Source organism: Arthrobacter rhamnosi (assembly GCF_054510975.1).
In genome coordinates, this window is record NZ_JBTNDN010000001.1 from 573,497 (window position 1) to 598,589 (window position 25,093).

21 protein-coding genes are annotated in these 25,093 nt (G+C 69.3%); 10 read left to right on the forward strand and 11 right to left on the reverse strand.

Translation table 11 applies throughout. The features are described from left to right. The first annotated feature begins 5 nt into the window (after positions 1 to 5). On the forward strand, positions 6 to 1,697 hold the full coding sequence (locus ACX80J_RS02700; RefSeq protein ID WP_459345594.1) for a bifunctional 3'-5' exonuclease/DNA polymerase: 1,692 nt from the start codon (positions 6 to 8) through the stop codon (positions 1,695 to 1,697). A gap of 98 nt (positions 1,698 to 1,795) precedes the next feature. Beyond that, entirely contained in the window at positions 1,796 to 3,289 is a 1,494-nt protein-coding gene (locus ACX80J_RS02705; RefSeq protein ID WP_459346741.1) for a hypothetical protein, read from the forward strand. On the opposite strand, the gene ACX80J_RS02710 is transcribed toward ACX80J_RS02705, so the two are convergent. Genes ACX80J_RS02710 through ACX80J_RS02720 form a run of 3 tightly spaced genes read right to left on the reverse strand, consistent with a single transcriptional unit; the run spans position 3,201 to position 5,967 of the window. After that, a complete protein-coding gene (locus tag ACX80J_RS02710) occupies positions 3,201 to 3,902 on the reverse strand; it encodes an NUDIX hydrolase (RefSeq protein WP_459346742.1) in 702 nt (233 codons plus the stop codon). The genes ACX80J_RS02705 and ACX80J_RS02710 overlap by 89 nt on opposite strands. A gap of 48 nt (positions 3,903 to 3,950) precedes the next feature. Next, positions 3,951 to 4,754, reverse strand: a complete 804-nt coding sequence (gene nth / locus ACX80J_RS02715) for an endonuclease III (protein WP_459346743.1) — start codon at positions 4,752 to 4,754, stop codon at positions 3,951 to 3,953. A 55-nt stretch (positions 4,755 to 4,809) separates the two neighbouring features. Next, on the reverse strand, positions 4,810 to 5,967 hold the full coding sequence (locus ACX80J_RS02720) for a hypothetical protein (protein WP_459346744.1): 1,158 nt from the start codon (positions 5,965 to 5,967) through the stop codon (positions 4,810 to 4,812). 628 nt (positions 5,968 to 6,595) lie between these two features. On the opposite strand from ACX80J_RS02720, the gene acs reads away from it, so the two are divergent. Beyond that, positions 6,596 to 8,554, forward strand: coding sequence for an acetate--CoA ligase (gene acs / locus ACX80J_RS02725; RefSeq protein ID WP_459345599.1), 1,959 nt, complete (start codon positions 6,596 to 6,598; stop codon positions 8,552 to 8,554). Positions 8,555 to 8,697: 143 nt separating this feature from the next. Here acs and ACX80J_RS02730 read toward each other — a convergent pair whose 3' ends face one another. Further along, a complete protein-coding gene (locus ACX80J_RS02730; protein ID WP_459346745.1) occupies positions 8,698 to 9,120 on the reverse strand; it encodes an organic hydroperoxide resistance protein in 423 nt (140 codons plus the stop codon). 113 nt (positions 9,121 to 9,233) lie between these two features. Between ACX80J_RS02730 and ACX80J_RS02735 the strand changes: the two genes are divergently transcribed. From ACX80J_RS02735 to ACX80J_RS02755, 5 genes are all read left to right on the forward strand, one after another. Next, positions 9,234 to 9,815, forward strand: coding sequence for a TetR/AcrR family transcriptional regulator (locus ACX80J_RS02735; protein ID WP_459345601.1), 582 nt, complete (start codon positions 9,234 to 9,236; stop codon positions 9,813 to 9,815). Positions 9,816 to 9,986: 171 nt separating this feature from the next. Beyond that, positions 9,987 to 11,312: an MFS transporter gene (locus tag ACX80J_RS02740; protein WP_459345602.1), complete on the forward strand. Its 1,326-nt coding sequence runs from the start codon at positions 9,987 to 9,989 to the stop codon at positions 11,310 to 11,312. Between the two features lie 7 nt (positions 11,313 to 11,319). Continuing rightward, positions 11,320 to 11,811: a type II 3-dehydroquinate dehydratase gene (gene aroQ, locus ACX80J_RS02745; RefSeq protein WP_459346746.1), complete on the forward strand. Its 492-nt coding sequence runs from the start codon at positions 11,320 to 11,322 to the stop codon at positions 11,809 to 11,811. 55 nt (positions 11,812 to 11,866) lie between these two features. After that, complete coding sequence (locus ACX80J_RS02750) at positions 11,867 to 13,717, forward strand: dipeptide ABC transporter ATP-binding protein (protein ID WP_459346747.1); 1,851 nt, start codon at positions 11,867 to 11,869, stop codon at positions 13,715 to 13,717. A 132-nt stretch (positions 13,718 to 13,849) separates the two neighbouring features. Continuing rightward, positions 13,850 to 14,809 (forward strand): DUF5996 family protein, encoded by a 960-nt coding sequence (locus ACX80J_RS02755; protein WP_459346748.1) that lies wholly within the window; start codon positions 13,850 to 13,852, stop codon positions 14,807 to 14,809. Between the two features lie 88 nt (positions 14,810 to 14,897). Here ACX80J_RS02755 and ACX80J_RS02760 read toward each other — a convergent pair whose 3' ends face one another. From ACX80J_RS02760 to ACX80J_RS02775, 4 genes are all read right to left on the reverse strand, one after another. Continuing rightward, entirely contained in the window at positions 14,898 to 15,839 is a 942-nt protein-coding gene (locus ACX80J_RS02760) for an ABC transporter permease (protein WP_459345606.1), read from the reverse strand. Next, positions 15,836 to 16,840 carry an ABC transporter permease gene (locus ACX80J_RS02765; protein ID WP_459345607.1) on the reverse strand — a complete coding sequence of 335 codons (1,005 nt, stop codon included), beginning with the start codon at positions 16,838 to 16,840 and terminating at the stop codon, positions 15,836 to 15,838. Before ACX80J_RS02765 ends, ACX80J_RS02760 begins: the two co-directional genes overlap by 4 nt. Positions 16,841 to 16,937: 97 nt before the next feature. Then, positions 16,938 to 18,632 (reverse strand): ABC transporter substrate-binding protein, encoded by a 1,695-nt coding sequence (locus tag ACX80J_RS02770; RefSeq protein ID WP_459346749.1) that lies wholly within the window; start codon positions 18,630 to 18,632, stop codon positions 16,938 to 16,940. A gap of 297 nt (positions 18,633 to 18,929) precedes the next feature. After that, a complete protein-coding gene (locus ACX80J_RS02775) occupies positions 18,930 to 20,126 on the reverse strand; it encodes a MarP family serine protease (RefSeq protein WP_459345609.1) in 1,197 nt (398 codons plus the stop codon). Positions 20,127 to 20,366: 240 nt separating this feature from the next. Between ACX80J_RS02775 and ACX80J_RS02780 the strand changes: the two genes are divergently transcribed. Further along, complete coding sequence (locus ACX80J_RS02780; protein ID WP_087028341.1) at positions 20,367 to 21,044, forward strand: Crp/Fnr family transcriptional regulator; 678 nt, start codon at positions 20,367 to 20,369, stop codon at positions 21,042 to 21,044. Positions 21,045 to 21,205: 161 nt separating this feature from the next. Here the strand turns inward: ACX80J_RS02780 and ACX80J_RS02785 are convergent, their stop codons facing one another. Genes ACX80J_RS02785 through ACX80J_RS02795 form a run of 3 tightly spaced genes read right to left on the reverse strand, consistent with a single transcriptional unit; the run spans position 21,206 to position 22,785 of the window. After that, positions 21,206 to 22,120, reverse strand: coding sequence for an NUDIX hydrolase (locus ACX80J_RS02785; protein ID WP_459345610.1), 915 nt, complete (start codon positions 22,118 to 22,120; stop codon positions 21,206 to 21,208). Positions 22,121 to 22,123: 3 nt separating this feature from the next. Further along, positions 22,124 to 22,627: a RidA family protein gene (locus tag ACX80J_RS02790; RefSeq protein ID WP_459345611.1), complete on the reverse strand. Its 504-nt coding sequence runs from the start codon at positions 22,625 to 22,627 to the stop codon at positions 22,124 to 22,126. 2 nt (positions 22,628 to 22,629) lie between these two features. Continuing rightward, a complete protein-coding gene (locus tag ACX80J_RS02795; RefSeq protein ID WP_298253797.1) occupies positions 22,630 to 22,785 on the reverse strand; it encodes a DUF4177 domain-containing protein in 156 nt (51 codons plus the stop codon). Positions 22,786 to 22,820: 35 nt separating this feature from the next. Here ACX80J_RS02795 and ACX80J_RS02800 point away from each other — a divergent pair, with 35 nt between their 5' ends. Further along, positions 22,821 to 25,079 (forward strand): transglycosylase domain-containing protein, encoded by a 2,259-nt coding sequence (locus tag ACX80J_RS02800; protein ID WP_459346750.1) that lies wholly within the window; start codon positions 22,821 to 22,823, stop codon positions 25,077 to 25,079. Positions 25,080 to 25,093: the final 14 nt, after the last annotated feature.

A 25,093-nucleotide genomic window follows, 5' to 3' on the forward strand; every position in this document is an offset into this window, starting at 1 on the left:
TGCTCATGTACATTGCCGTGGCCTCCGTGCCGTCGAGTCGCGGTGGCAGCGCAGGAATGGCGCTCCAGCAGCTGGACTCCGAGGGCCGGCAGCTCGGGGAGCCCGACGTCGTCGATCACGACGCGTTCGCGGCCGCCGTCGCAGAGGCGGAGACCCGGCGGCCGCGCTGGGTCTGGAGCAGCACGCGCCTCTGGTACCCCGACCTCCTGTCCGCAGGCGTGTCCGTGGACAGGTGCTGGGACCTGTCGCTGACGGGAAACATCCTCGCGCACTCGCCGTCGTGCCGCCCCTCTCCGTACATCGAATCCCTGAGGGCCAGCGCCGGAACGGACGATGGCACGGAGCCTGCCCGTCACCTGCTGCCGCCCCCTGCGGCGCCGAACCAGCACTCGCTGTTCGACGAACCGCAGGAACCGGTGGGCCCCCCGGTGGGCGACGTCGCCGGGCAGTTCAGGGAGCAGCTCGCCGCGGTATCGGGTGCGGGGCCTGGGCGCCTGAATCTCCTCGTCGCCGCGGAATCCGCGGGCTCGCTCATCGCCGCCGAGATGGAGCACTGGGGGCTTCCCTGGCGCCGGGACGTCCATGAGGACCTGCTGGAACGGACCCTCGGACCGCGCCCGCCGGAGGGCTCGAGACCGGCTGAGTTGGAGCGGCTCGCCCAGGAGCTGCGCACCGCCCTGGGTAACCCCTCGCTCAATCCCGATTCACAGCAGGAGGTTCTGCGCGCCCTGCACCGCGCCGGTATCGAGGTCCGGACGACGCGCTCCTGGGAACTCGAGCGGCAGGAGCATCCGGCCATCGAACCGCTCCTCGCCTACAAGAAGCTCTCGCGCCTGCTGACCGCGAACGGCTGGAACTGGCTCGACGCCTGGGTCCGGGACGGCAGGTTCCGGCCCGAGTACGTGGTGGGCGGTGTCGTGTCGGGACGCTGGGCGTCGCGCGGCGGAGGTGCACTGCAGATCCCACGGCAGGTGCGCGACGCCGTCCGGCCCGACGAGGGCCATGTCTTCCTCGTCGCCGACGCGGCGCAGCTCGAGCCGAGGGTTCTGGCAGCCCTCGGGCAGGACGCGGCGCTCGCAGCCGCGGCCCGCGGACAGGACCTCTACCAGGGGATCGCGGACCAGGGGTTCGGCGGCGACCGCGCTCAGGCGAAACTCGCCATGCTCGGCGCGATGTACGGCGCGACGAGCGGCGAATCGGGCAGGCTGATGCCACAGCTGACGCGCGCCTACCCGCGGGCCATCGCCGTCGTGGAATCGGCCGCCCGGGCCGGTGAGGCAGGGGGCGGCGTTTCCAGCTACCTCGGCCGCGGCTGCCCGCCCGCGTCGGAGGAATGGCGAGCGAGGCAGAGGACGACGACGGCGGAGGAGCAGCGCCGGGCGGACGGAGCGGCCCGGGCTCGCGGCCGCTTCACGCGGAACTTCGTGGTCCAGGCCTCGGCGGCGGAATGGGCGCTGTGCTGGCTCGCCGAGATCCGACGGCGGCTGGCCGCAAGCAGCATCCCGGAACCGCGAAGCCGCATCATCTTCTTCCTGCACGATGAAGTGGTGCTGCATGTCCCCGCGCAGCAGGCGGACGAGGCGGGCACCATCCTCGACCTCGCCGCCCGGGCGGCGACGCGGCTGATCTATGGCGACATCCCCATCGAGTTCTCCATCAACACCGTCGCGGTCTCCTCTTACGCGGACGCGAAGTAGTTCGGACTCCGGACCGTTGTCCACATCGTCCGAGGACACTTCGAGCACGGACCGGTCTCCCCGTACGGTGGCAGCACGAGTGCGGGAAGGCGGAGTGCGTGAACGTCCTGAGGATCGATACCGACCGGTACGCGGAAGCAGCAACGCTGGCCTCGGTCGCCGCCCGTGGACTCGCCGACGCCGCGGGTGCGGCGAGTGCGGCACTGGTGCGGACCGCCGGCATGGCCGGGTGGGACGCTCTGGGCGCCGGCTGGGCCGCCTCCTACGACCCGGCGGCCCGCGAGGTCCTGGCCGCGTGCCACGAGCTCGCGCTCGCGTCATCGGACACGTCGCAGGCACTGGCCATCTCGGCGGGAAACTACATCCTCGCGGAGCACGTCGCTTCCGGCGGCATGTCCGCGCTGATTCGCCCGTCGCTTCCGGCGGCGGTCGGGGAAGGAGCCGCTCCGTGCCCGCCGTCCGCCTGTGATGTCAATCCCGGCTGGCCCCCTCCGTGCTGGGACATCGTCGCCGGGATAGCCGGCGTGGCGTGGCCCTCCGGTGATCCGGAACTCCTCCGTTCGGCGGGGATGTCCTGGGCCGTACTCGCCAATGACGTCGACGCGACCCTCGACGGTCCCGCCTCCCAGTCGCACATGCTCCTCGATGGCCTGCTGGCCGAGGATCTCGTGCTCCTCCGGACGAGGAGTGCGGTGCTCCAGAGCTGCGGCCGTCGTGTTGCCGAGGCGTCGAGGGACATCGCCACCGGGTGCGCGTCGCTCGCCGCCGCCGTCGAGCAGGCGCACCAGGAGCTGATCGACGAGACCCGGTCGTTCACCCTGGAGTGTGCGGCGCTGGCGGCCGTCGGAACCGCGCTGAGCTTCGCCACGCTCGGTGGTTCGGCCGCGATCACCGCCCTGGTCGGTGCGGCCCGCACCGCGCAGATGGTGGCCCGGGTACATCAGGTCCTCGCACGGCTGAGCGCGCTCGCGCGCACCGTGCCGGTCGTTGCCGCGCGGCTACCCGGAGCGGCGAGGCTGGTCACGGGGCTGCAGGGCGCACGGGCGCCGGCCCTTCTCCGGTCCGTCCGGTCCGCCCGACAGGCGCTCGGATCGGCGCCGAGCGCGGGAACCGCAACGGGTCGCCCGTCCCGCCTCGCGCCGGCCGTGCGCATCCTCCGGCCCCTCGGAGCGGCCGGGCTCCGCGGACTCGATTCGACGGCTGTCTCCGTCGCTCTGTCGAGTCCTGCCGTTCTGGCGCGGAACGTCCTGTCCTACCAGGTGCGGCGCGCCGTGCTCGGACCCGGGGCGGTCAGGGGTAGCGGGGCGGATCAGGCCCTGGCGGTGCTGCGGAGTTCCCGCTTCGGTGCCTCGCCCGTCGTACCCGCAGCCGAGGCGGCCCTCAGGGCGAAGGGCCGGGTCGACACGGTCACCGGCCTGGCTGCCCTTTCGGGTTCCCTCAGGGACCGGTACTCCCCCGGTCGCATCCGGATCCCGGCGGCCGGATTCCAGGGTCCCGGCCGGCTCACAGGGGTGCGGGGATCTCCCGGGACCGGTCCCAGGCGCGCGTCCAGCCGAGCCCATCGAACATCGCGTCCAGCAGCATCGCCGTGAAGCCCCAGATCACGGCTTCCGGCACCAGGAAGGCAGGGGTCCTGCTGACGAATCCGTCGCGCCGGACCACGGCGGTCCTGCGGTGCTCCGGGTCGAGGAGGGTGCTCACGGGAGCCCGGAAGACCAGCTCTGACTCCGCCGTATCGACGGCATGGATCGGCGACTGCTCGGCCCACCACCCGAGCACCGGCGTGACCATGAAATTGCTGACGGGAAGCCCCACCTCCGGCAGCAGGCCCAGGATCTCGATGCCGTCCGGATCCACGCCTGTCTCCTCCCAGGCTTCGCGCAAGGCCGCCGCGCCCTCATCCGCGTCACCCGGGTCGATGGTGCCGCCGGGGAAGGCGACCTGGCCGGGGTGGTTGGACAGCGAGCCGGCGCGCATCACGAACAGGATGTCCAGGTCGCGACCGGGGACGTCGTCGGGACCGGGATGCTCAGGATCTCGCGTGGAGGGTTCGCCGTCGCGCGGACCGACCAGGATGAGGACCGCCGCACGCCGGGCCCGTGCGGGATCGAGCCGTGCGAACTGCCAGCCGGTCGGGCGCACCAGGGCGGCGTCGGGGCGATCCATGGACTTCGCCCACGCCGCCAGTTCGTCGTACACCGTCACGGCAGGACCGGTTCCGCGGGCGCGCCCCGGACCAGGGTGGGCCGGAGGCTAGGCACCCAGACCGTACCCGGCCTCGCGGAGCTCCGCACGGGTCCGTCCGGCTCGCATCAGCTCCACCAGTTCCTCGCGCCCGGGAGCCAGCTCGTACTTGAGCAGCTTCGCCGCCTTCATCGGATCCACCTCACCCTCCCCGAAGGACGGACACAGCGCGGCGACGGGGCACACCCCGCACGCGGGCTTCTTGGCATGGCAGATCCGACGCCCATGGAAGATGACCTGGTGCGACAGCATGGTCCAGTCCTTGCGCTCGAACAGGGCACCGACCTCGCGTTCCACCGTGACGGGGTCCTCCGACGCCGTCCAGCGGAACCGCCGGGACAGTCGCCCGAAGTGGGTGTCCACCGTGATGCCCGGGACACCGAAGGCATTACCCAGGACGACGTTCGCGGTCTTCCGCCCGACACCGGGAAGGGTCACCAGGTCCTCGAGCCGTCCCGGGACCTCGCCGTCGAAATCGTCGACCAGGCGCCGGGAGAGTGCGAGGAGGCTGTTGGCCTTCGCGCGGTAAAACCCCGTGGGGCGGATGATCTCCTGCAGCTCGAGTTCCTGGGCCTCGGACATCGCACGGGCGTCGGGGTATCGCTCGAACAGCGCAGGGGTGGTGAGATTGACCCGGACGTCGGTGGTCTGCGCGGAGAGCACGGTCGCCACCAGGAGTTCGAAGGCGTTGCGGAAGTCGAGCTCGGCCACCGCGTACGGGTACGTCTCGCCGAGGACCCGACCGATCTTCCGGGCCCGGCGCTTCAGGGCGACGGGCGATTCCTCCTCGGGCTTCGCTTTCCTGCCTGCCACTCGCGGATCTCCTCTCGGTGGTGCTTCTCGTACCACTGGGCACCAGTGGCAGGCGTCAGTCGCGGGGAGCGCGCTCGATGTTGCGCAGGTCCCGCAGGATGCCCACGGCCCCCGTGCGCTTGTCCTGCACCAGGAACTCGTTGCCGCGATCCTCGATACCCACTTCCCAGTCGCCTGGCTGGAGGGTGAAGACCTGGCGGCCCGTCTGCTCGTCGAAGACGGGTCGGGACGAGCCGACAGCGAACCAGAAGGCCTCGACGACCGGCTCCTCGTCGGTGGACCGGGTCGCGGTGATGGTCTCCTGACGCCGTTCCTCCGCACCGGGAGCGGCGGAGGTGGAGGCAGCGGGGGCGGAGGTGGAGCCGCCGTGGACGACATCCTGGATGCGCGTTCCGCCGACGGTGTCCGTGGGCTGGAACTGGACGGCGTCGGAGGAACGGTCCGGAGACGAGTGCTCGTCCTGCGTCCTCTGCACACCGTTCTCCTCGTCAGTACCGATGGCGTGGGTTCCGCTCTCCACATGACGCGGCGCATGCTCGGAGGTGGACGCGGAGGTGGACGCGGAGGTGGACGCGGAGGTGGACGTCGAACTGTTCCCGGACCCCTCGCGCTCCATACCCGACTGGCCCGAGGCCGCGGCCCCGGCGCCCACTGCCCCGGCTCCGCCCGCACCGTACAGCCCTGCTCCGTTCTGCCGGACCGCTGCAGCCGCAGGGTTCACCCCGGCAGGATCGGACTCGGTGCGGGACGTGATTCCGGCCGGGCCGGCCTTCGCTTCAGCGGCGGGCTTCGCCGGCTTGGGCGGGCGGGGGCGCGCCGCGGTGATGGGGCGCGCCACAGCATGTGCCGGGGCCTCGGGCCGGCCCGCGAAGTCGTTCCGGAAGACGGGGAGGAACGGCCCGACGACGGTGGCGGCCAGCATGAGCAGGGAGCCGATCAGCGCCAGCAGTGGCCCTGGATGGAACGCGGTGACGGTCTGGAGGAAGAAGTATGTCGCCGCGAGGACCGCGGAGACCGACGCGAACTGATCGACCGACAGGGACCCCACTCGCAGGCCGGAACTGCCCAGGCGCCGCCCGGCGAGCAGGGCCAGGGCGATCACGGGCAGCAGGATGCCGATTCCTATGAAGAAGAGCGGGACGCTGTTCCAGAAGTTCGCGTACAGCACCCTGCCGTCGGTGAAAGGCAGCAGCGTACCGATGAAGGCGATCACGACACCGCCGCCGAAGACGAGTTCACGCAGGGTGAAGGGACCGAGCGCGGCAGAGCTCGGACCGTCAGACGTCGGTCCGGCAGAAGTCGGACCGGCAGAAGTCGGACCGGCAGAGCTACTGGCCGATGCCTGTCCAGCCGTCCGGCCCGCGACCTTTCCAACCTCCTGACCTGCCTCGTGACCTGCGGGCTGTCCCGCCGTCCCTGCCGCGAGGGGTGAAGCACCGGAGGCGCTCGCGCCCGTCCCTGGAGCCGATCCGTCCGTACCGGGCGAGGAGCCCTGTCCCGACGTCGACGGTTCAGGGCGTATCGTGCGCTGCCCCTCGGATGCTTCGGTCATCTCTTACTCCCGTTTCTAGCGCTGGTCACCCGCGGCCCACTTTCGAGCGGCGGGTGTCGATTACCTTCTTCCACCCTAGCCACCGGCACCCGCCTTCTCCACCAACCCCGGGGTCGTGGCCTCCCGCCACTCACCGCACAATCGCCGCAACTCGGCTAGCTCCTGTGACGCCGGGCACACGCTGCGCACAGAACTCGATAGTGTTCCCCTAGAGCACGTGGCGGTGCGGCGAGTCGTCGCCGCACCCTGCGTCCCGTCCGTTCCACACGACGTCACAAAGGGGTAGACCATGAGCGCCGAACGACAAGGCGACGCCTTCGAGAACCTGCTGCATGAGGAACGCCGTTTCCCGCCCAGCGAGGAATTCGCTGAGAACGCCGTCGCGCAGCCGTCACTCTACGACGAGGCGCGGGAGCAGGGAACGGAGTTCTGGGCCCGGCAGGCCAGGAACCTCCTCACCTGGGACTCCGATTTCACGCAGACGCTCGACTGGTCGGACGCACCGTTCGCCAAATGGTTCGTCGGCGGCACCGTCAACGCGGCGTACAACGCGCTGGACCGGCACGTCGAGGCGGGACTCGGGGACCGCGTGGCCATCCACTTCGAGGGCGAGCCCGGCGACACCCGCACCATCACGTACGCGGAGCTGACCCGGGAGGTCAAGAAGGCGGCGAATGCCTTCGAGTCCCTCGGCGTGCAGAAGGGTGACCGCGTGGCGGTCTACCTGCCCATGATCCCCGAGGCCGTCGTCACGATGCTCGCCTGCGCCCGGATCGGCGCCGTCCACTCCGTGGTCTTCGGCGGCTTCTCGGCGGACGCCCTCCGCAGCCGCATCGACGACGCCGAGGCCAAGATCGTCGTGACCTCGGACGGCACCTACCGCCGCGGCAAGCCCAGTCCGCTCAAGCCCGCCGTCGACGGCGCCCTCGAGAAGGAGGGGCATACCATCACCAGCGTGGTGGTCGTACGGCGCAACAACGAGCCGGTCCAGTGGACCGAGGGACGCGACCTGTGGTGGCACGACGTCGTCGACACGGCCTCGGACGAGCACACGGCCGTGGCGCACGACGCCGAGCACCCCCTGTTCATCCTCTACACCTCGGGCACCACGGGGAAGCCGAAGGGCATCCTCCACACGACCGGCGGCTTCCTCACGCAGACCGCCTTCACCCACCTGAACACCTTCGACCTGCGCCCCGAGACGGACGTCTTCTGGTGCACGGCGGACATCGGCTGGGTGACCGGGCACAGCTACGTCGCCTATGCACCCCTCGTGAACGGCGCGACACAGCTGATGTACGAGGGGACGCCGGACACGCCGCACCAGGGCCGCTGGTGGGAGCTCATCGAGAAGTACAAGGTCAGTATCCTCTACACGGCGCCGACGGCCATCCGCACCTTCATGAAGTGGGGCCGCGACATCCCCAAGAAGTACGACCTGTCCTCCATCCGCGTCCTCGGATCCGTCGGGGAACCGATCAACCCCGAGGCGTGGATGTGGTATCGGGAGGTCATCGGCGGAGGCAAGGCTCCCATCGTGGACACCTGGTGGCAGACGGAGACCGGCGCCCACATGATCGCGCCCATGCCGGGCGTGACCGCGACCAAGCCCGGTTCGGCGCAGGTCGCCGTGCCGGGGATCGCCGTCGACGTCGTCGACGAGATGGGCGAATCCGTGCCCAACGGGTCCGGCGGCTACCTGGTCATCCGGGAGCCGTGGCCGGCCATGCTCCGCGGCATCTGGGGTGACCCCGAGCGCTTCAAGGAGACCTACTGGGCCCGCTTCGACGACATGTACTTCGCAGGGGACGGCGCCAAGAAGGACGAGGACGGGGACATCTGGCTCCTCGGGCGGGTCGACGACGTCATGAACATCTCGGGCCACCGCCTGTCCACCACGGAGATCGAGTCCGCGCTGGTGAGCCACCCGTCCGTGGCGGAGGCCGCCGTCGTCGGGGCCAGTGACGAGACGACGGGCGAGGCGGTGGTGGCGTTCGTCATCCTGCGCGGTTCGGCCAAGGACGACGACGACATCGTGACCACCCTGCGCAACCATGTGGGCAAGGAGATCGGGCCCATCGCCAAGCCGCGGAACATCCTGGTGGTCCCCGAACTGCCGAAGACGCGCAGCGGGAAGATCATGCGTCGCCTGCTCAAGGACGTCGCCGAGGGCCGCGAGGTGGGCGATGCCACGACCCTGTCCGATCCGACGATCATGCAGCAGATCGCGGTCTCGCTCCGCAAGTAGGGGTTCGGCCGGGCCCGGGACCCGGGCGGAAGGCGTGGACCTGAGGCCCGCAACGAGGAAGGACCCCCGCACCTGCGGGGGTCCTTCCTCGTTGCGGCGGGACGACGCCCGACGAAATTGAGCGGCATCGTGCGGTGGAGCGGTCAGCCGATGGTGGCGTCCACGGTGACCTCGATGTTGCCGCGGGTCGCGTTGGAGTACGGGCATACCTGGTGCGCCTGCTCGACGAGCTGGTTCGCGGTCTCCTGGTCCACTCCGCCGATCTCGGCGTGCAGGGCGACGGCCAGCTGGAACGCGCCGCCGTCGCTCGCGTTGATGCTCACCTCGGCGGTGACCGCCGTGTCGCTGATCCTCGCCTTGCTGCGGCTCGCGACGAGCTTCAGTGCGCTGTGGAAGCAGGCCGCGTAGCCGGCGGCGAAGAGCTGCTCGGGGTTCGTCGCACCGCCGGTGCCACCCATCTCCTTCGGGACCGCCAGGTCGACGACGAGCTCCCCGTCGTCGGTGCGTGCCTTGCCGTTGCGTCCGTCGCCGCTTGCCGTTGCCACTGCGGTGTAAAGAGCACCCATGCTGTCGATCCTTCCGTTCCGGGGCCGGACTGGCACCCTCACTACGGGTAGACTAACTAGTAACTCTACTTCCTCCAAATCCTGGGCATCCCGCCTCGAACCTCCAATGGAGCATGATGAACGCGCAGCTTCCCGTCCGCGAGCGCATCCTCGCCTCGGCCACCCGACTGTTCGACACCACCAGCATCCGCTCGGTCAGCGCCGACAGGGTCATCTCCGACGCCGGCACCACCAAGGTGACGTTCTACCGGCATTTCCGGTCGAAGGACCACCTCGTGGTCGCGTACCTGGACAGCCAGCTCGAGCAGCTGGAGACCGTCGTGACGCGGGAACGGATGGACCGGGACGCGTGCGCCGTGCTGCTCCGTCTCGCCGCCGTCAACGGCACCGCCGCCTGCCGGCCGGGCTTCCGCGGGTGCACCTTCATCAATGCGGCGGCGGAGTACCCGGCGGACGGCAACCCGGTCCGGGACGCCGTCGAACGCTACCGGACATGGCTGCACGGCGTGGTCGCCGAACTCCTGGCCGAGCTGGAGGCGGACCAGCCCGACGTCGTCGCGGACCAGCTCATCATGCTGCGGGACGGAGCGATGGTGCACGGCTTCATGGGTGATGCGTCCGCCGTGACCCGGTCCCTCGTGACCGCCGGGCGCGCCATCGTCGCCGCCCACGTCCGCACGCCCCTTCCCGACTGACGCACGTGGTCCCCGCCTGACGCGGAGGCATCCCAGTGTCCATCTCCCCGCGTCCGTCTCCCCGGCGTCCGGGAGGCCGCGACCGGCGCTGCCGGCGGGAGCGCGGTACCGCCGGTGTGACGTTCGTCCGAAAAGATGGCCCGGGCCCGGGGGCAAGAGGACAATTTCAGCGTGTCCACAACCCTGCAGCAGCCCCCCGTATCGAATCCGCGCATGGCCCGCCGCGTCGCCGGAGCCTCCTTCGTCGGAACCGCCCTCGAGTCCTACGACTTCTACGTGTTCGGCACGGCCGCCGCACTCGTCTTCAACACCGTCTTCTTCACCGAGCAGGATCCGCTCGCCGGCACGCTGTCGGCCTTCCTGGTCTTCGCGATGGGGTTCGTCGCTCGCCCCCTCGGCGCCATCCTGTTCGGGCATCTCGGTGACCGGATCGGCCGCAAGCGCACCCTGATCTGGACCATCACCCTGATGGGACTGGCCACGGGCGCCGTCGGACTGCTGCCGGACTACACCACCATCGGCGTCTGGGCCCCGATCATCCTCACCGTGCTCCGACTGCTGCAGGGCCTCTCGCTCGGCGGCGAGTGGGGCGGTTCCATCCTCATCGCCACCGAGCACGCCGAACCGCGCAAGCGCGCGCTGTACGCCTCCATCCCACAGCTCGGCTCCCCCGTCGGCACCATGCTGATCTCCGCGATCTTCCTCGTCCTTGCCGTCGTCGCCCCCGATGTCATGGCCTCGTGGGGCTGGCGTATCCCGTTCCTGCTCGCCTTCCCGTTCCTCGCCGTCGCGATCTACCTCCGGCTCGCCATCGATGAGACGCCCGTCTTCCAGGAGGCGGACCGCCGGCACGCGCTTCCCCGCGCCCCCTTCCTCGAGGTCCTGAAGTCCCAGCCCGTCGCCATCGTGGTCGCCATCGCCTCCGCGGTGCTGGGAATCGGTTCCTACTTCCTGATGGTCACGTACACGCAGGCCTACGGCACACAGACCCTCGGACTGTCGCAGGAGACCGTCCTGAACGCCGCCCTCGTGGGATCCGTCCTCCAGCTCGCCACCATCCCCGCCTTCGGCTACCTGGCCATGCGCATCGGCTCCGCGAAGGTCGTGGCCGGCGGCGCGCTGGGCACGGCCCTGATTGCCTTCCCCCTCTACTGGGTCATCAGCATCGCGACCGAGCCGATGTACATCGCCGCGATCATCCTTGGCGGCATCCTCCCGACCGCCAGCTGGGCCGCCCTCGGCGGGCTCATGGCGGACATCTTCCGGCCGGCGACGGCGTTCACCGCCCTGTCCTTCGCCTACAGCATCGCCGCCATCGTGGCGGGCTTCGTGCCGTCGATCACGCAGCGGTTGGGGATCGCGACGGGCGGTGCCTGGTGGCACCCCGGCGTCGTCCTGGCGGTCCTGAGCCTCGTGACCGTAGCCGGAGCGCTGGGCGCGGTGGTCCTGCGCGCTCGATCGGCGGATCCCGTACCCGCCGCGCACAGTGCGGCATAGTTAGGGCATGAGCCCGGCACGCACACCCAGCATCCTCGTGATCAACGGACCGAACCTGAACCTGCTCGGCAGCCGGGAACCGGCCGTGTACGGGACGGCGACGCTCGACGACGTCGTCCGCCTCGCAGCGGACACCGCACGGAAGCGCGGGTGCGCCACCACCGCGATGCAGTCGAACCACGAGGGCGAGATCATCGACGCCATCCATGCCGCGCGCTCGACGTCGGAGGGGATCGTCATCAACGCCGGGGCCTTCACGCATACCTCGATCGCCATCCGCGACGCCCTCGCCGGCGTCGGCCTGCCGGTGGTGGAGGTCCACATCAGCAATGTGCACCGGCGCGAGGAGTTCCGGCACCACTCGTACATCTCCGCCGTGGCCGACGCGGTGATCGTCGGCGCCGGCATCGACGGCTATCGCCTCGCGGTGGACCACCTGGCGGCACGCCTCACCGCCCGCCCTGCCGCCGCGGACGCCGCACCGTTGCCAGAAAGTTAGCCGGTCGCCGGCCGATCGGGCGGCGACCGCCCTGCGCATAGGGCACGATGGTGCTATGACGGACATCACCCCGGCCGGCAGCATGACCGACCTGACCGACGACCCCGACGCACCCCTGCTGGAGGTGCGCAACCTGGCGGTCAGCTTCCGTACCACCGGCGGTGAGGTGAAGGCGGTCGAGGATGCCAGCTTCACCCTTCGGCGCGGCAGCGCCCTCGCGATCGTCGGCGAATCCGGGTCCGGCAAGTCGACGACGGCGATGGCGTGCATCGGCCTCCTGCCCGGGAACGGCAGGGTGACCTCCGGCAGCATCCTCTTCGAGGGCCAGGACCTCGTGACCCTGCCGGAAGCGAGGATGCGCTCGATCCGCGGCAGGGCGATCGGCCTCGTGCCGCAGGACCCGATGTCCAACCTCAACCCGGTGACGAAGATCGGCACGCAGGTCGCCGAGACGCTCCTCGTCCACGGCATGGCCACCAAGAAGAACGTCAAGCAGCGCGTCATCGAGGTGCTGTCGGCTGCCGGTCTGCCCGACGCCGGCGAGCGTGCCAAGCAGTACCCGCACGAGTTCTCGGGCGGGATGCGCCAGCGGGCGCTCATTGCTATCGGCCTCGCCTGCCAGCCCCGGCTCCTCATCGCCGACGAGCCGACGTCGGCCCTGGACGTCACGGTGCAGCGCACCATCCTCGACCAGATCGAGACGATGACGGACCAGCTCGGCACGTCGGTGCTCCTCATCACCCATGACCTCGGGCTCGCCGCCGAGCGCGCCTCGCAGCTCGTGGTCATGCACCGCGGACGCGTCGTGGAAACCGGCCCCGCCGACCAGCTGCTCAACGATCCGCAGCACCCCTACACACAGTCGCTCGTCCGCGCTGCTCCGAGCGTCGCTGCCGTCCGCCTGCGCCCCGGCGCCTTCACGGCGGATGCCGCCACCCGGCGGAAACTCGCCGAGGAAGTATTCGCGGAGCACGAGGCCGGGCACGGGACCCCGGACCCCGGGCACACGGCGCCTCCCGCAGGGCCGCTTCCCTCCGCAGGCGGCGCCCATGCCGCGACGTCGTCCGCCGACCGGCCCGCCTCCTCTGCGGAGCATGCGGCCGCCCCTCAGAACATCGTGGAGATCCGGGACCTCACGAAGGTCTACAAGCGCCGCGGCAGCAAGGACGACTTCTACGCCGCGAAGAACGTCACGCTCGATGTCCCGCGCGGGCAGACCGTGGCGATCGTCGGGGAATCGGGGTCGGGCAAGACCACCACGGCACGCATGCTGCTCAAGCTCATCGAGCCCACATCCGGCACCATGACCTTCGACGGCATGGACGTCGCCACCCTCGACAAGACGCAGCTCAACGACTTCCGCCAGCGCGTGCAGCCCATCTTCCAGGACCCCTACTCCTCCCTGAACCCCATGTTCACGATCGAGCGCATCGTCGAGGAACCCCTCAACGCCTACAAGCGCGGATCGAAAAAGGAACGCTCGGCACGGGTCCGCGAGCTCATGGATCAGGTCTCCCTCCCCCAGAACGCCCTCCGCCGCTACCCGGCGGAGCTCTCCGGCGGGCAGCGGCAGCGTGTCGCGATCGCGCGGGCGCTCGCCCTGCAGCCCGAACTGATCGTCTGCGACGAGCCGGTCTCCGCCCTCGACGTCCTGGTCCAGGCCCAGATCCTCAAGCTCCTCGGCGACCTGCAGTCCGAGCTGGGCCTGAGCTACCTGTTCATCTCGCACGACCTCGCGGTGGTGCGCCTCATCTCAGACTACGTCTGCGTGATGAAGGACGGCGAGTTGGTGGAAGCCGCCAGCTCCGAGGAGGTCTTCCAGAACCCCCGCCACCCGTACACACGCCGGCTGCTGGCCTCCATCCCGGGCAATGAGCTCAACATCGACGAGGACCTCGCGTCCTAGCGTCCGTTCCCGCCTGATCCCCGGGGATCGGGTTGCCGTCCCGGCGGCACGTGGGATGCCCCCTGGTGCCGCTGCCTGTACGGGGGGCCGATGGGCGCATAGATTGGCCGCACACGACGACGCGGAGGAACCATGGGCGAGCAGGTCACCAGAGCGGGACGAACGACGGCGGTCTCGGGGTGGCCGGCGCTGCGCGTCGGGGACTGGCAGGACACGCAGGCAACGCTGCACATGTGGCTGCAGGTGGTGGGCAAGGTCCGGATGGCGCGCGCGCCCCTGGTCAACCACTGGTGGCAGGTGCCGCTCTACGTGACGCCACGCGGGCTCGGCACCTCACCGATCCCTTACCGGGACGGCATGTTCGACATCGAGGTCGACGTCGTGGCGCACCGGCTGGTGGTGCGCAGCAGCTCCGGTGAGGACCGCAGCGTACCCCTCGAACCGCAGTCGGTGGCGGAGTTCCACGCGCGGACCATGACCGCGCTGTCCGACCTGGGCATCGAGGCGCCCATCCGGCCCGTCCCGACCGAGGTGGATCCGGCCGTGCCCTTCGCGGAGGACCACCACCACGCGTCCTACGACGCGGCGGCGGTCACGGCGTTCTGGCGGCAGCTCATCCAGGCGGAGCGGGTCCTCACGCGCTTCCGTGCGGAGTTCCTCGGCAAGGTGAGCCCCGTGCACTTCTTCTGGGGCGCCATGGACCTCGCGTGCACACGTTTCACCGGCCGTCCCGCCCCGACCCATCCCGGTGGCGCCCCGAACTGCGCCGACTGGGTCATGGAGGAGGGGTACTCGCATGAGCTCTCGAGCTGCGGATTCTGGCCGGGCGGTGGCGAGGAAGGCGCCTTCTACTCCTACGCCTACCCGGAGCCGGAGGGGTACCGCGACGCCGTCATCGACGTCGACGGCGCCTACTACAGCACCGAGTTCCGCCAGTTCCTGCTGCCCTACGAGGCCGTGCGCGGCGCAGCGGATCCGGACGCCACGCTCCTCCGATTCCTGCGGGGTACCTACCGGGCTGCGGCGACCGCGGGCGACTGGGATCCCGCCCTCCTCATCGACCCGCACCGGCTGGACAGGCATGCCCGCTGACGGGAGCGGCGGGCCGGGCAGCTCCCGGCGGACCCCTTTGACGGAAACGGCCACCGATCCGGAGATCGGTGGCCGCCGGTGGCTGGTGCTACTTCCTGCGGGTTTTCGGGTCGAGGGCCTCGCGCAGTGACTCGCCCAGCAGGGTGAAGCCCAGCGCCGTGATGACGATGCACGCACCTGGGAGGAAGGCCAGCTGCGGCGCGACCCCGAGCTCCGCCTGCGCGTAGGTGAGCATGCGGCCCCACTCGGCGGTCTGCGGCAGCCCGCCACCGAGGCCGAGGAAGGCCAGCGCTGCGGCGTCGATCACGGCGGTGGCGAGGCTGAGGGTGGCCTGCACGATCACGGGACCCATGCTGTTGGGCAACAGGTGGCTCATGGTGATCGTCCGGCGGCTGAGGCCCAGGGTCTGCGCAGCCAGGATGTAGTCGGCGCCCCGCTGGGACAGCATCGTGGAGCGCAGGAGCCGCGCGAAGATGGGGATCTGCGAGACGCCGATGGCGATCATGATCGCATAGGTGCTCTGGCCCAGCACCGCAGCGATGCTGACGGCGAGGAGGAGGCTGGGTACGGACAGCAGGATGTCCACGAACCGCATGATCGCGCTGTCGACCCAGCCGCCGAGGCCCCCGGCGAGGACGCCCAGCAGCATGCCGCCCGCGAGACCGAGCGCCGTCGAGACGACGCCGATCAGCAGCGATGCCCGGGCGCCCCAGATGAGCTTGCTGAGGACGTCTCCGCCGAATCGGTCCAGGCCCAGCGGGAACCCGTCGATCTCGCCCGGTCCCGGGATGGTGGTGGGAGTGATCGAAGTGCGCCCAGGGAGCTCGTCGCCGCCGTAGGGCGCGAGGATCGGCGCAAGGATGGCCACGAGCAGGAAGAGCCCGATGACGACGGCGCCCACGATGGCCTGCGGGTTCCGGCGCAGCCGGAGGTAGGCGTCCTTCCACAGGCCGGTGCCGCGCCCGGTGTCGATGGCGGGATCGTTCGGGGCCACGGAACCGCCGGCGGCGGGGGGCAGGATGGTACTCATTGCACACGCACCCTCGGGTCGATGACGGAGTAGGAGAGGTCGACGATCAGGTTGATCAGCGCGTAGAGGATCGCGATGAAGATGATGAAGCCCTGGAGGACCGGGTAGTCGAGCCCGAAGATGGCGTCCCGCAGGAACCGGCCGATCCCGTTGAAGGCGAAGACCGTCTCGGTCAGCACGGCGCCCGAGATGAGCAGGCCCAGCTGGAGGCCGATGGTCGTGACGACCGGGAGCATCGCGTTCCGCAGGATGAAGCTACCCCGGATGGTGCTCTCCCTGAGTCCCTTGGCGCGGGCCGTCCGCACATAGTCCGCGTTCTGCACCTCGAGGACCGAGGCGCGTGTGATGCGGACGATGATCGCGAGCGGGATGGTGCCGAGGGCCAGCCCGGGGAGGATGAGGTGCAGGAAGGCATCCCAGGCGGCGTCGTACTCACCGGTCAGCAGGCCGTCCAGGACATAGAACTGCGTGTAGTGCGTGGCATCCATCCGGGGGTCCTGCCGACCGTCCGGGGGCAGGAGCGACCACTGGATCGCGAACAGGTACTTGAGGATGAACGCGAGAAAGAAGACCGGCACCGTGATGCCGATCAGGCTGAGGACCACCGAGCTGTGGTCGATGAGCCGGCCATTGTGCCGCGCCGCCAGGTATCCGAGCGGGACGCCGACGCCGATGGCGAAGATGAGGGCGACGACCGTGAGTTCGAGCGTCGCGGGGAAGCGGGTGGCGAACTCCTCGAGCACGGGGCGCCCGGTGTTGATCGAGACCCCGAAGTCCCCCTGGAGCAGCTTGCCCATGTATGTCAGGTACTGGGTGATCAGAGGGCGGTCGAACCCGTACAGCTCGTTGATCCGGGCGATGGCTTCCGGGGTGGCCTTCTCACCGAGCAGGGCGGTGGCCGGGCCGCCCGGGAGATTGCGTACCCACAGGAACAGCAGGATGGACAGGCCGAGCAGGGTGGGAATGAGCAGGGCTAGCCGCTTACCGATGACGCGTAACACTGGGGGATCCTTCCGGGTGGACCGGGATGCCGGGCGGGGGTAGGACAGCGCGGGCCGGCCACCGGGATCAGTGGCCGGCCCGCGCTGTGTGGTGCTGCTACTCGCTCAGCTCGATGTCCGTGAAGACCTCGTCGTTGACGGGGCTCGCCGGGTAGGAGGTGACGCGCGGCGCGAACGCCAGCGAGGGAGCCGGGTGGGCCAGCGGGATGGCCGGGTTGAACTCGGCGATCTGCTCGTTGATCTCCTTGTACTTCTCCGTCTGCTCCTCGCGGTCGCTCATGCCGCGGGCCTCGTCGAGGGCCGCGAACAGCTCCGGGTTGTCGAAGCCGAACTCGAGCTTCTCCTGGCCGAAGAAGACGCCGATGAAGTTGTCGGTGTCGTTGTAGTCGCCGGTCCAGCCGAGCAGGTGCAGGCCGTGGTCGGGTGTCGCCTGGACCTGGTTCAGGTAGTCGGGCGACCAGGCGGCGGGAGCGGGCTTGACCGTGATGCCGACGTCCGCCAGCTGGGCCTGCAGGTTGGTGAAGACCTGCTCCGGTGTCGGCATGTACGGACGGGAGACGTTCGTCGGGTAGTTGAACGTCACCTCGAAGCCGTCGGGGTAGCCCGCCTCGGCGAGCAGTTCCTTGGCGCGCTCGGGGTCGAAGTCGTACGTCGTGACGTCCTCGTTGTAGCCGTCGACGACCTCGGGGATGAACTGCGTGGCGACCTTGGTGCCCTCGGGCAGGGTCTGCGCGACGAGGGCATCCTTGTCGATCGCGTGGGCGATGGCCTCGCGGACCTTCGGGTCCTTGAGCTCGGGGACGGCCTGGTTCATGCCCAGGTAGAGGATGGTGAACGGATCGCGCGCGGTGATGTTGTAGCCGGCGTCCTTGAGGGACTGTGTGTCGGCGGGAGCGACGAGGTCGTAGCCGTCGATGTCGCCGGCCTCGAGCGCCTGGCGGCGTGCCTGGGGATCGTCGATGATCCGGAAGATCGTCTTGGTGATCTGGCCCTTGTCGCCCCAGTAGTCGTCGTAGATCGAGATCTCGAGCTGCTGGCCGACGTCCCACGAATCGAACTTGAACGGGCCCGTCCCCACGGGGTGGCCGAGGGCGTATTCGCTCAGGGACGGTGCTTCGGCCGTGCCGCCGATCTCGTCGGCCTTGTACTCCTCGAGCGCGGTCGGGCTCTGCATCCCGAAGGCCGGCAGGGACAGTGCCGGAATGAATCCGGCGAACGGCTTGGCGAGGTTGACCGTGACTTCGTTGTCTCCGTTGGCCTCGCAGGACTTGTACACGGCCTTCTCCGGGCTGTCGGCGAAGCCGCGGAACAGAGACCCGTAATAGTACGACGTCGACTCGGCCTGCTGGATGCCGGTCCAGTTGTACCAGCGGTCGAAGTTGAAGCAGACGGCTTCGGCGTTGAAGGGCGTGCCGTCGTGGAAGGTGACGCCTTCCTTGAGCTGGAAGACGGTGGACAGGCCGTCCTCGGCGGTCTCCCAGGACTCCGCGAGCAGCGGGGCGGGATCGGCCGTGCCGGGCTCCACACCGACGAGGCCCTCGAAGATCTGGCGGCTGACGCGGAAGGATTCCCCGTCGCTGGCGAACGCGGGGTCGAGGGACTTGGGATCCGATGACGCGGCGAAGACGAAGGTGGAGTCGACGGCGGCCTCGCCCTCGGTGCCGGTGTTCTCCTCGCGCTGGCTCTGCACGCAGCCGGTGAGGAGGAGTGCGGCGATGGAGAAACCGGCGGTGAGCGCAGCGCGTTTTCTCGCGAATCCTGCGCCTCGCACGGAAGTGCCTTTGTTAGACATGTGTTGCTCCCTGGTGAACGAGTGATTCCTACCGGATCTACCGGCAGCCATGGGGACCACAGCGGCGAGCGCGCTGATCCGTGTGACGAGCCTAACTTCCGGGAAGCCCGCGGACGGCATTTCCCGGCCCTTAGTGGTTACGATTTGGCATCGCGCGGAAGGAATCGGACCAGCGATACGGGTCCGTAACATCCCAGAAACCGGAGGACCGACGACGGAAACGGCCGCGGCAACATCGGTGCGCTATCGCGGTGTCACCGGGTCCGGACGCGCAGGGCCGTCCGTAGCATGGGAGCCCTATCCCCGTGTGCACTGCCCGGCCGAGACGGAGTCGCTCAGTCCTGCGGCACTCTCGGCGACCGGGCGCAGCTCCTCGAGCGAGAGTGCGTAGCCGACGGGGGCGTCCGCCGTGGACTTGGCGAACACGACGCCGGCCACGCGGCCCTGCAGGTCGAGCAGCGGTCCGCCCGAGTTCCCCTGCTGCACGTTCGCGGCCAGGCTGTAGACCTGGAGGGGCTGGGGGTCCGCACCGTAGATGTTGTTCACGAGCACGGGCGAGAGGCCCTGGACGCTGGCGGGCTGGATCCGGTAGGGCCCGCCGGCCGGATACCCCGCGAAGGCGGCCGTTGTCCCATTGGCCAGTTCGTCGCCGAGCGGCAGCGGGGCCGCCTCGAGGTCGTCGACGGCGATCACGGCGATGTCGCGCGCCATGTCGAGCTGCACCACCCGGCCCGGTAGGGCGCCCCCGCCGGGCACCTCGACGACGGGCTCGTTCACCCCGGCGACGACGTGGGCGTTCGTGATGACCCTGCCAGGAGCGACGACGAAACCCGATCCCGTCTGGTTCTGGCCGCACTGGTAGGCCGTGCCGGTGATGCGGACCACGGAGGCGGCCGCAGCGGCCAGTTCGGGAGTGTCCACCGATGCGTCCGGTACCTGCGCGGGCACGGGTGCGACGCCCGCGAGCAGCGTGGGGATGCCGTCGTCGACGGCGATCGTCCGCAGCTGCGCCATCCACGACCGTACCGGGCCTGGTGTCGCCGTATCGATTCCGCGGATCACCTGCGAGGACGAGAGCTGCTGGGACACCAACGGGACGCCGAGGGTCCCCACGCTGAAGGCGAGCATGGAGAGGACGAGCGCGGCGACCACGACGTTCACCACGCCGCCGAGGAGGCGGTCGACGAGTCGCAGCGGCGGGAAGTCGGACCAGCGGCGGATGGACGCGCCGAGCGCAGAACCGACCGCCTGGCCCACGAGGACGAGGACGATCACCGTCGCGATGACGGCGATCAGCCGCCAGGGATTGTCCGGCACCCATTCGCTGACGAGGGGGATCGCGAAGAACGCGGCGACCGCACCCGCGACGAAACCCGCGATGCCCCCGAGCGTGACGAGGAACCCCTTCCGGATCCCGCTCACGAGGTACCCGAGGAGGATCACCGCCAGGATGACGTCGAAGAGGGTGAACCCCGCGAGATTCAGTTCCGGCACGTCTATTCTCCCCTGGCTATGGCCGACGGAAGGTTGCCCACCTCCGGCACTGCGAGCGATTCTAGCCGCGAAGCATGGGAGCACGGTGGGAAGGAGAGGTGCGCCAGCGGGAATGGAGCGGGAATACAGGCCTCCGGAGCGCGTATCTGTCGTCACATCCGCTCCAGTACGGCAAGATGGAGAGGAGAATACAGCGCGGACCGCCGCATCGAGACGCATCAGAGAGCATCAGGAGAATTCATGGATATCGAGGTACTGCGCCGGGCGCCCCTCTTCGCATCATTGGGAGACGATGTCTTCGCCGCACTCACCGACGAGTTGATCGAAGTGGACCTCCCCCGCGGCTCGTCGGTGTTCCGTGAGGGTGACCAGGGCGACCAGCTGTACTTCATCGTCTCCGGCAAGATCAAGCTGGGCCGCACCGCCCAGGACGGCCGCGAGAACCTCCTCGCGATCCTCGGCCCCGGCGAGTTGTTCGGCGAGATGGCCCTGTTCGACCCGAGCCCGCGCACCGCGACCGCCACCGCGGTCTCGGAGACACGCCTGGCCGGCCTCAAGAACGAGAACCTCCGCACGCTGCTCGAGACCCGTCCCGAGGTCTCGGCCCAGCTGCTGCAGGCGCTCGCCCGACGGCTGCGCCGCACCAACGAGTCGCTCGCCGACCTCGTGTTCTCCGACGTTCCCGGCCGTGTGGCGAAGGCCCTGCTCGACCTCGCGGACCGCTTCGGCCGGCCCGCCACCGACGGGATCCTCGTCGCCCATGAGCTCACCCAGGAGGAACTGGCCCAGCTCGTCGGCGCTTCCCGCGAGACGGTCAACAAGGCCCTTGCCGAGTTCGTGCAGCGCGGCTGGCTCCGCCTGGAGGCCCGCGCCGTCGTCATCCTCGACATCCAGCGGCTGCGCCAGCGCAGCCGCTGATTTCGAGAGGACGAAGAAAGGCACCTGCCCGCAAGCAGGTGCCTTTCTTCGTCGTGGCTGGGTGTCCGCTGGTCCGGTGAGGCCCGAGGAGACTGAAGTGACCGCCCCGGGGCGCGAAGAGCGGTCTTCTCTGCCGCCTCGACGGCAGAGAAGTCGGTCGGTCAGCGGCCCCGCTGGACCGAGCCGCCCTCGCTGAGCTTCGGACATTCGACCTGCAGCACGAGGTCACCGTCGTGCTCGGCGAGCTGCGGGTAGTAGATCTTCACGGGACGCTTGTGCGAGAGGTAGGCGATGCAGCCGCGCGAGGAGCCGATCTTCTCGAGGATGATCTCGACCGCCGGCACCGCGAGCTCGCTGAGCGTGCGACCCACGGTGTTCGCCTGGCCCACCTCGTCGCCGAGCCTCGTCGTGTCCCGGTTCGCGATCTCCTGCGCAGCCCAGCGCCACTGGCCCCAGACGCCCTTGCTCTCGAGGATGCTGGGCTCCTGGTTCACGGGCTGCGCCGCCGCGAAATAGTGCGTGTCGAAGCGGCGGTGGGCGAAATCAGGGGTGAGCCAGTGCGAGAGCGGCTTGATGAGGTCCGTGCGGACGCCCAGGCCGCGGCGGGCAAGGATCTCCGAGAAGCGGCTCTCCCCCTCGTTGATGGCCGCCCGGGCCTTCATCCATTCCTTGGCCTGGGTGCCCTCCACCATCGACGAGGCGTCGGGCCCGGCAAGGAGCACGCCCGTCTCCTCGAACAGCTCGCGGATGGCGCAGAGTACGTGCCGCCGGGCAACCCGGTGGTCCTCGACGCCGAGGGTCTTCGCCCACATCGACGGCGTGGGCCCGAACCACGGGAGGTCGTCGTCGTCGGACTCCTCGATGCTCCCGCCCGGGAACCCGATGACGCCGAGCGGCGACTGACCCCGGCGGTAGGAGAGATACGTCTCCGTGCCGATCGCGGTGTCACGCAGGAGGACCACCGACGACGCCGGCCGGGCCTTCAGGGGCGTGCGCTCCCCGTGTTCGATCCAGCTCTCCGCTGCCGTGCGCTGGTCGGGGTGCACGGGGAAGAGCCTGGTGCTGACGCGGTCCACGGCCTAGACGAACTCCGCGAGGAGTTCGACCTCCACGGGTGAGTCGAGGGGAAGGACGGCGACACCTACGGCGGAGCGGGCATGGACACCGGCATCGCCGAGGACGGCTCCGAGCAGGTCGGATGCGCCGTTGATGACCGCGGGCTGCCCGGTGAACGAGGGGTCGGACGCCACGAAGCCCACGACCTTCACGATGCGGGTGATGCGGTCGAGGTCCCCGATCTGGCTCTTGATCGCCGCCAGCGCGTTGACCGCGCAGGTAGCGGCGAGGGAGGCCGCCGTCTCGGCGTCGACACCGCCTTCGGCCGCGCCGACCTTGCCCGAAGCTGGGAGTTTGCCCTTAATGAACGGCAGCTGGCCGGACGTGTACACGTAGCTGCCGGTGACGACCGCGGGGACGTAGGAGGCGACCGGCGGAGCCACCTCGGGGAGCGTGATCCCGAGGTCCGCGAGGCGTGCCTCGACCGCCGAAACCGCTGTATTCCCAGCTGTATTTCCAGCAGACACCGCTAGTTCTTCTCCCTCTTGAGGTACGCGACGAGGCCGTTGCCGTCCGGCCCGGGGACCACCTGCACGAGCTCCCACCCATCATCGCCCCACTGGTCGAGGATCTGCTTCGTTGCGTGGATGATGAGCGGAATCGTAGAGTACTCCCATTTCTTCATGGGGAAAGCCTATCGCGTGCTTGTAAACTGGAATAATGGCTGCGCGCAAATCACCCCTGTTCGACACGGCAACCACCTTCGGCAGGATCATGGCATTCCTCGGGATCAGCGGGCTCGCCGGCGTGCTCGCCGCGGGCCTGCTCGTACCCGTGGCTGCCGCCGCGGGGACGGGAGCCTCCGCCTCCATCCAGTTCTTCGAGGAACTCCCGGCTGAGCTGGAGCGCGAGGCGCTCGCCCAGCCCACCAAGATCGTGGCGACCGACGGGTCCCTCATCGCGACCCTCTACGAGGAGAACCGCCAGCCGGTGACGCTCGACCAGGTGTCGCCGACCATGCGCGACGCGCTGATCTCCATCGAGGACTACCGCTACTACGAGCACGGCGGCGTGGACCTCGAGGGCATCCTCGGCGCGATCGCCAGCAACGTCTCGAGCGGTACGCAGCGCGGCGCGTCGACCATCACGCAGCAGTTCGTCAACAACGTCCTGATCGACACCGCCCGCCAGAACGGCGGGACGCTCACGCTCAGTGGTGGCGGAAAGACCGTGGGCGACAAGCTCCGCGAGATGAAGCTCGCCATCGCTGTGGAGAAGGAGCTCAGCAAGGACGAGATCCTCGAGGGCTACCTCAACATCGTGCCCTTCAGCGGCACCACCTACGGCGTCCAGGCTGCCTCGAAGTACTTCTTCGACGTCGACGCCAAGGACCTCAACATCCAGCAGAGCGCGCTGCTCGCCGGTCTGGTCAACGGCCCGAGCGCCTACAGCCCCGAGTCCAACCCGGAGGGAGCGCTGCAGCGCCGCAACATCGTCATCGACGCCATGCTGACCCGCGGCAAGATCACGCAGGAGCAGCACGATGCCGCTATCGCAACGGACCTCGAGCTGAACATCACCCCGACCCTGAGCGGCTGCGTCGGTGCCGCGCAGGCCCCCTACTTCTGCGACTACGTCACGCACCTCATCATGAACGACCCCGCCTACGGCGATACCGCGGAGGACCGCGAGAAGGTGCTGTTCCGCTCGGGCCTGACGATCAAGACCACGCTCGACTCCCGGGTGCAGGCCGCGGCGCAGACCGCCGTCACCGAGACGGCCAATCCGGACACCACGGACGGCAAGGTGGGGCACACGATGATCAGCCTCGACCCGAAGACCGGCAACATCCTGTCCATGGCGCAGAACACCCGGTACAACCCCGAAGCGGGCCAGGGCAACACGGTGCTGAACTTCAACGTGGACCAGTTCGACGGCGGGGACCCGTCGAAGAGCCTCGGCGGCGGCGGCGGGTTCCAGCCGGGCTCGACCTACAAGCCGTTCACCGTTGCGGCGTGGGTGGAGGACGGGAGGAGCCTGAACCAGGTCCTCGACGGAACCAAGAAGACTTACCGCCAGTTCGACGAGTGGAAGGCCAGCTGCGCGCAGGGCGGGAAATTCCTGATCCAGGAGGAGGACGGCTACACGCCGCAGAACTACGGTGACATCAACTACCGCTTCACGACCGTCCTGGACGGTCTCGCCCAGTCGCTGAACACCCTGACGATGGCCAGTGCCCGGCAGCTGGACCTCTGCAGGATCCGCGACATCGCCTACAGCCTCGGCGTCCACCAGGCGAAGAGCTCCGAGGGCGAGGAAGCGAAGTTCGGTTTTCAGCCGTCGGCCCTGATCGGCGGTGGCGGCGAGGCCGCACCGATGTCGATGGCCAAGGCGTACTCCGGCTTCGCCAACGAGGGTGTCGTCTGCGATCCCCGCGCCCTCACCGAGGTGACTGCCGTCGACGGGACGAGCTACCCCGTCCCCGCCGTGTCCTGCGAGCGGAAGATCTCCCAGGACGTGGCACGCGGAGTCAACTACGCCACGCAGCGCGTCATGACGAACGGGTCCGGGCAGCTCCTCGAATACGGTGACATCCCGATGGCGGGCAAGACCGGCACCAACGATGCCCGTTCGCAGACCTGGTTCATGGGCTACAACTCCGGCATGGTCACCGCCAGCTGGGTGGGGAACTGGCAGGGTGAGGGCGAAACCAGCTCGCTCGGCGGCCTGCAGATCGGCGGGCAGGTCTACCCCGAGATCGACGGTTCGCTCATCGCGGGACCGTCCTGGGCGCGCTTCATGCAGCAGATCCCCGGCCTGTACGTAGGAGCACCGTTCGCCAACCCTCCGGCCAGCATGATCAACGGTCCCCAGCGCCCGATCCCCGGCACGTCCCGTACGGTGGTTCCTGCGACACCCGGCCCCAACAACGGTGGGACTGGCACGGGCGACTCCACCGGTGGTACCACTGGGGGATAGGCGGACGACGACGG

Coding starts and splice junctions, on each gene's coding strand:
- ACX80J_RS02750 (WP_459346747.1), top strand. CDS start 11,867: ATGACGGACATCACCCCGGCCGGCAGCATGACCGACCTGACCGACGAC.
- ACX80J_RS02800 (WP_459346750.1), top strand. CDS start 22,821: ATGGCTGCGCGCAAATCACCCCTGTTCGACACGGCAACCACCTTCGGC.
- ACX80J_RS02760 (WP_459345606.1), bottom strand. CDS start 15,839: ATGAGTACCATCCTGCCCCCCGCCGCCGGCGGTTCCGTGGCCCCGAAC.
- aroQ (WP_459346746.1), top strand. CDS start 11,320: ATGAGCCCGGCACGCACACCCAGCATCCTCGTGATCAACGGACCGAAC.
- ACX80J_RS02755 (WP_459346748.1), top strand. CDS start 13,850: ATGGGCGAGCAGGTCACCAGAGCGGGACGAACGACGGCGGTCTCGGGG.
- ACX80J_RS02795 (WP_298253797.1), bottom strand. CDS start 22,785: ATGAAGAAATGGGAGTACTCTACGATTCCGCTCATCATCCACGCAACG.
- acs (WP_459345599.1), top strand. CDS start 6,596: ATGAGCGCCGAACGACAAGGCGACGCCTTCGAGAACCTGCTGCATGAG.
- ACX80J_RS02700 (WP_459345594.1), top strand. CDS start 6: ATGTACATTGCCGTGGCCTCCGTGCCGTCGAGTCGCGGTGGCAGCGCA.
- ACX80J_RS02735 (WP_459345601.1), top strand. CDS start 9,234: ATGATGAACGCGCAGCTTCCCGTCCGCGAGCGCATCCTCGCCTCGGCC.
- ACX80J_RS02730 (WP_459346745.1), bottom strand. CDS start 9,120: ATGGGTGCTCTTTACACCGCAGTGGCAACGGCAAGCGGCGACGGACGC.
- ACX80J_RS02780 (WP_087028341.1), top strand. CDS start 20,367: ATGGATATCGAGGTACTGCGCCGGGCGCCCCTCTTCGCATCATTGGGA.
- ACX80J_RS02770 (WP_459346749.1), bottom strand. CDS start 18,632: ATGTCTAACAAAGGCACTTCCGTGCGAGGCGCAGGATTCGCGAGAAAA.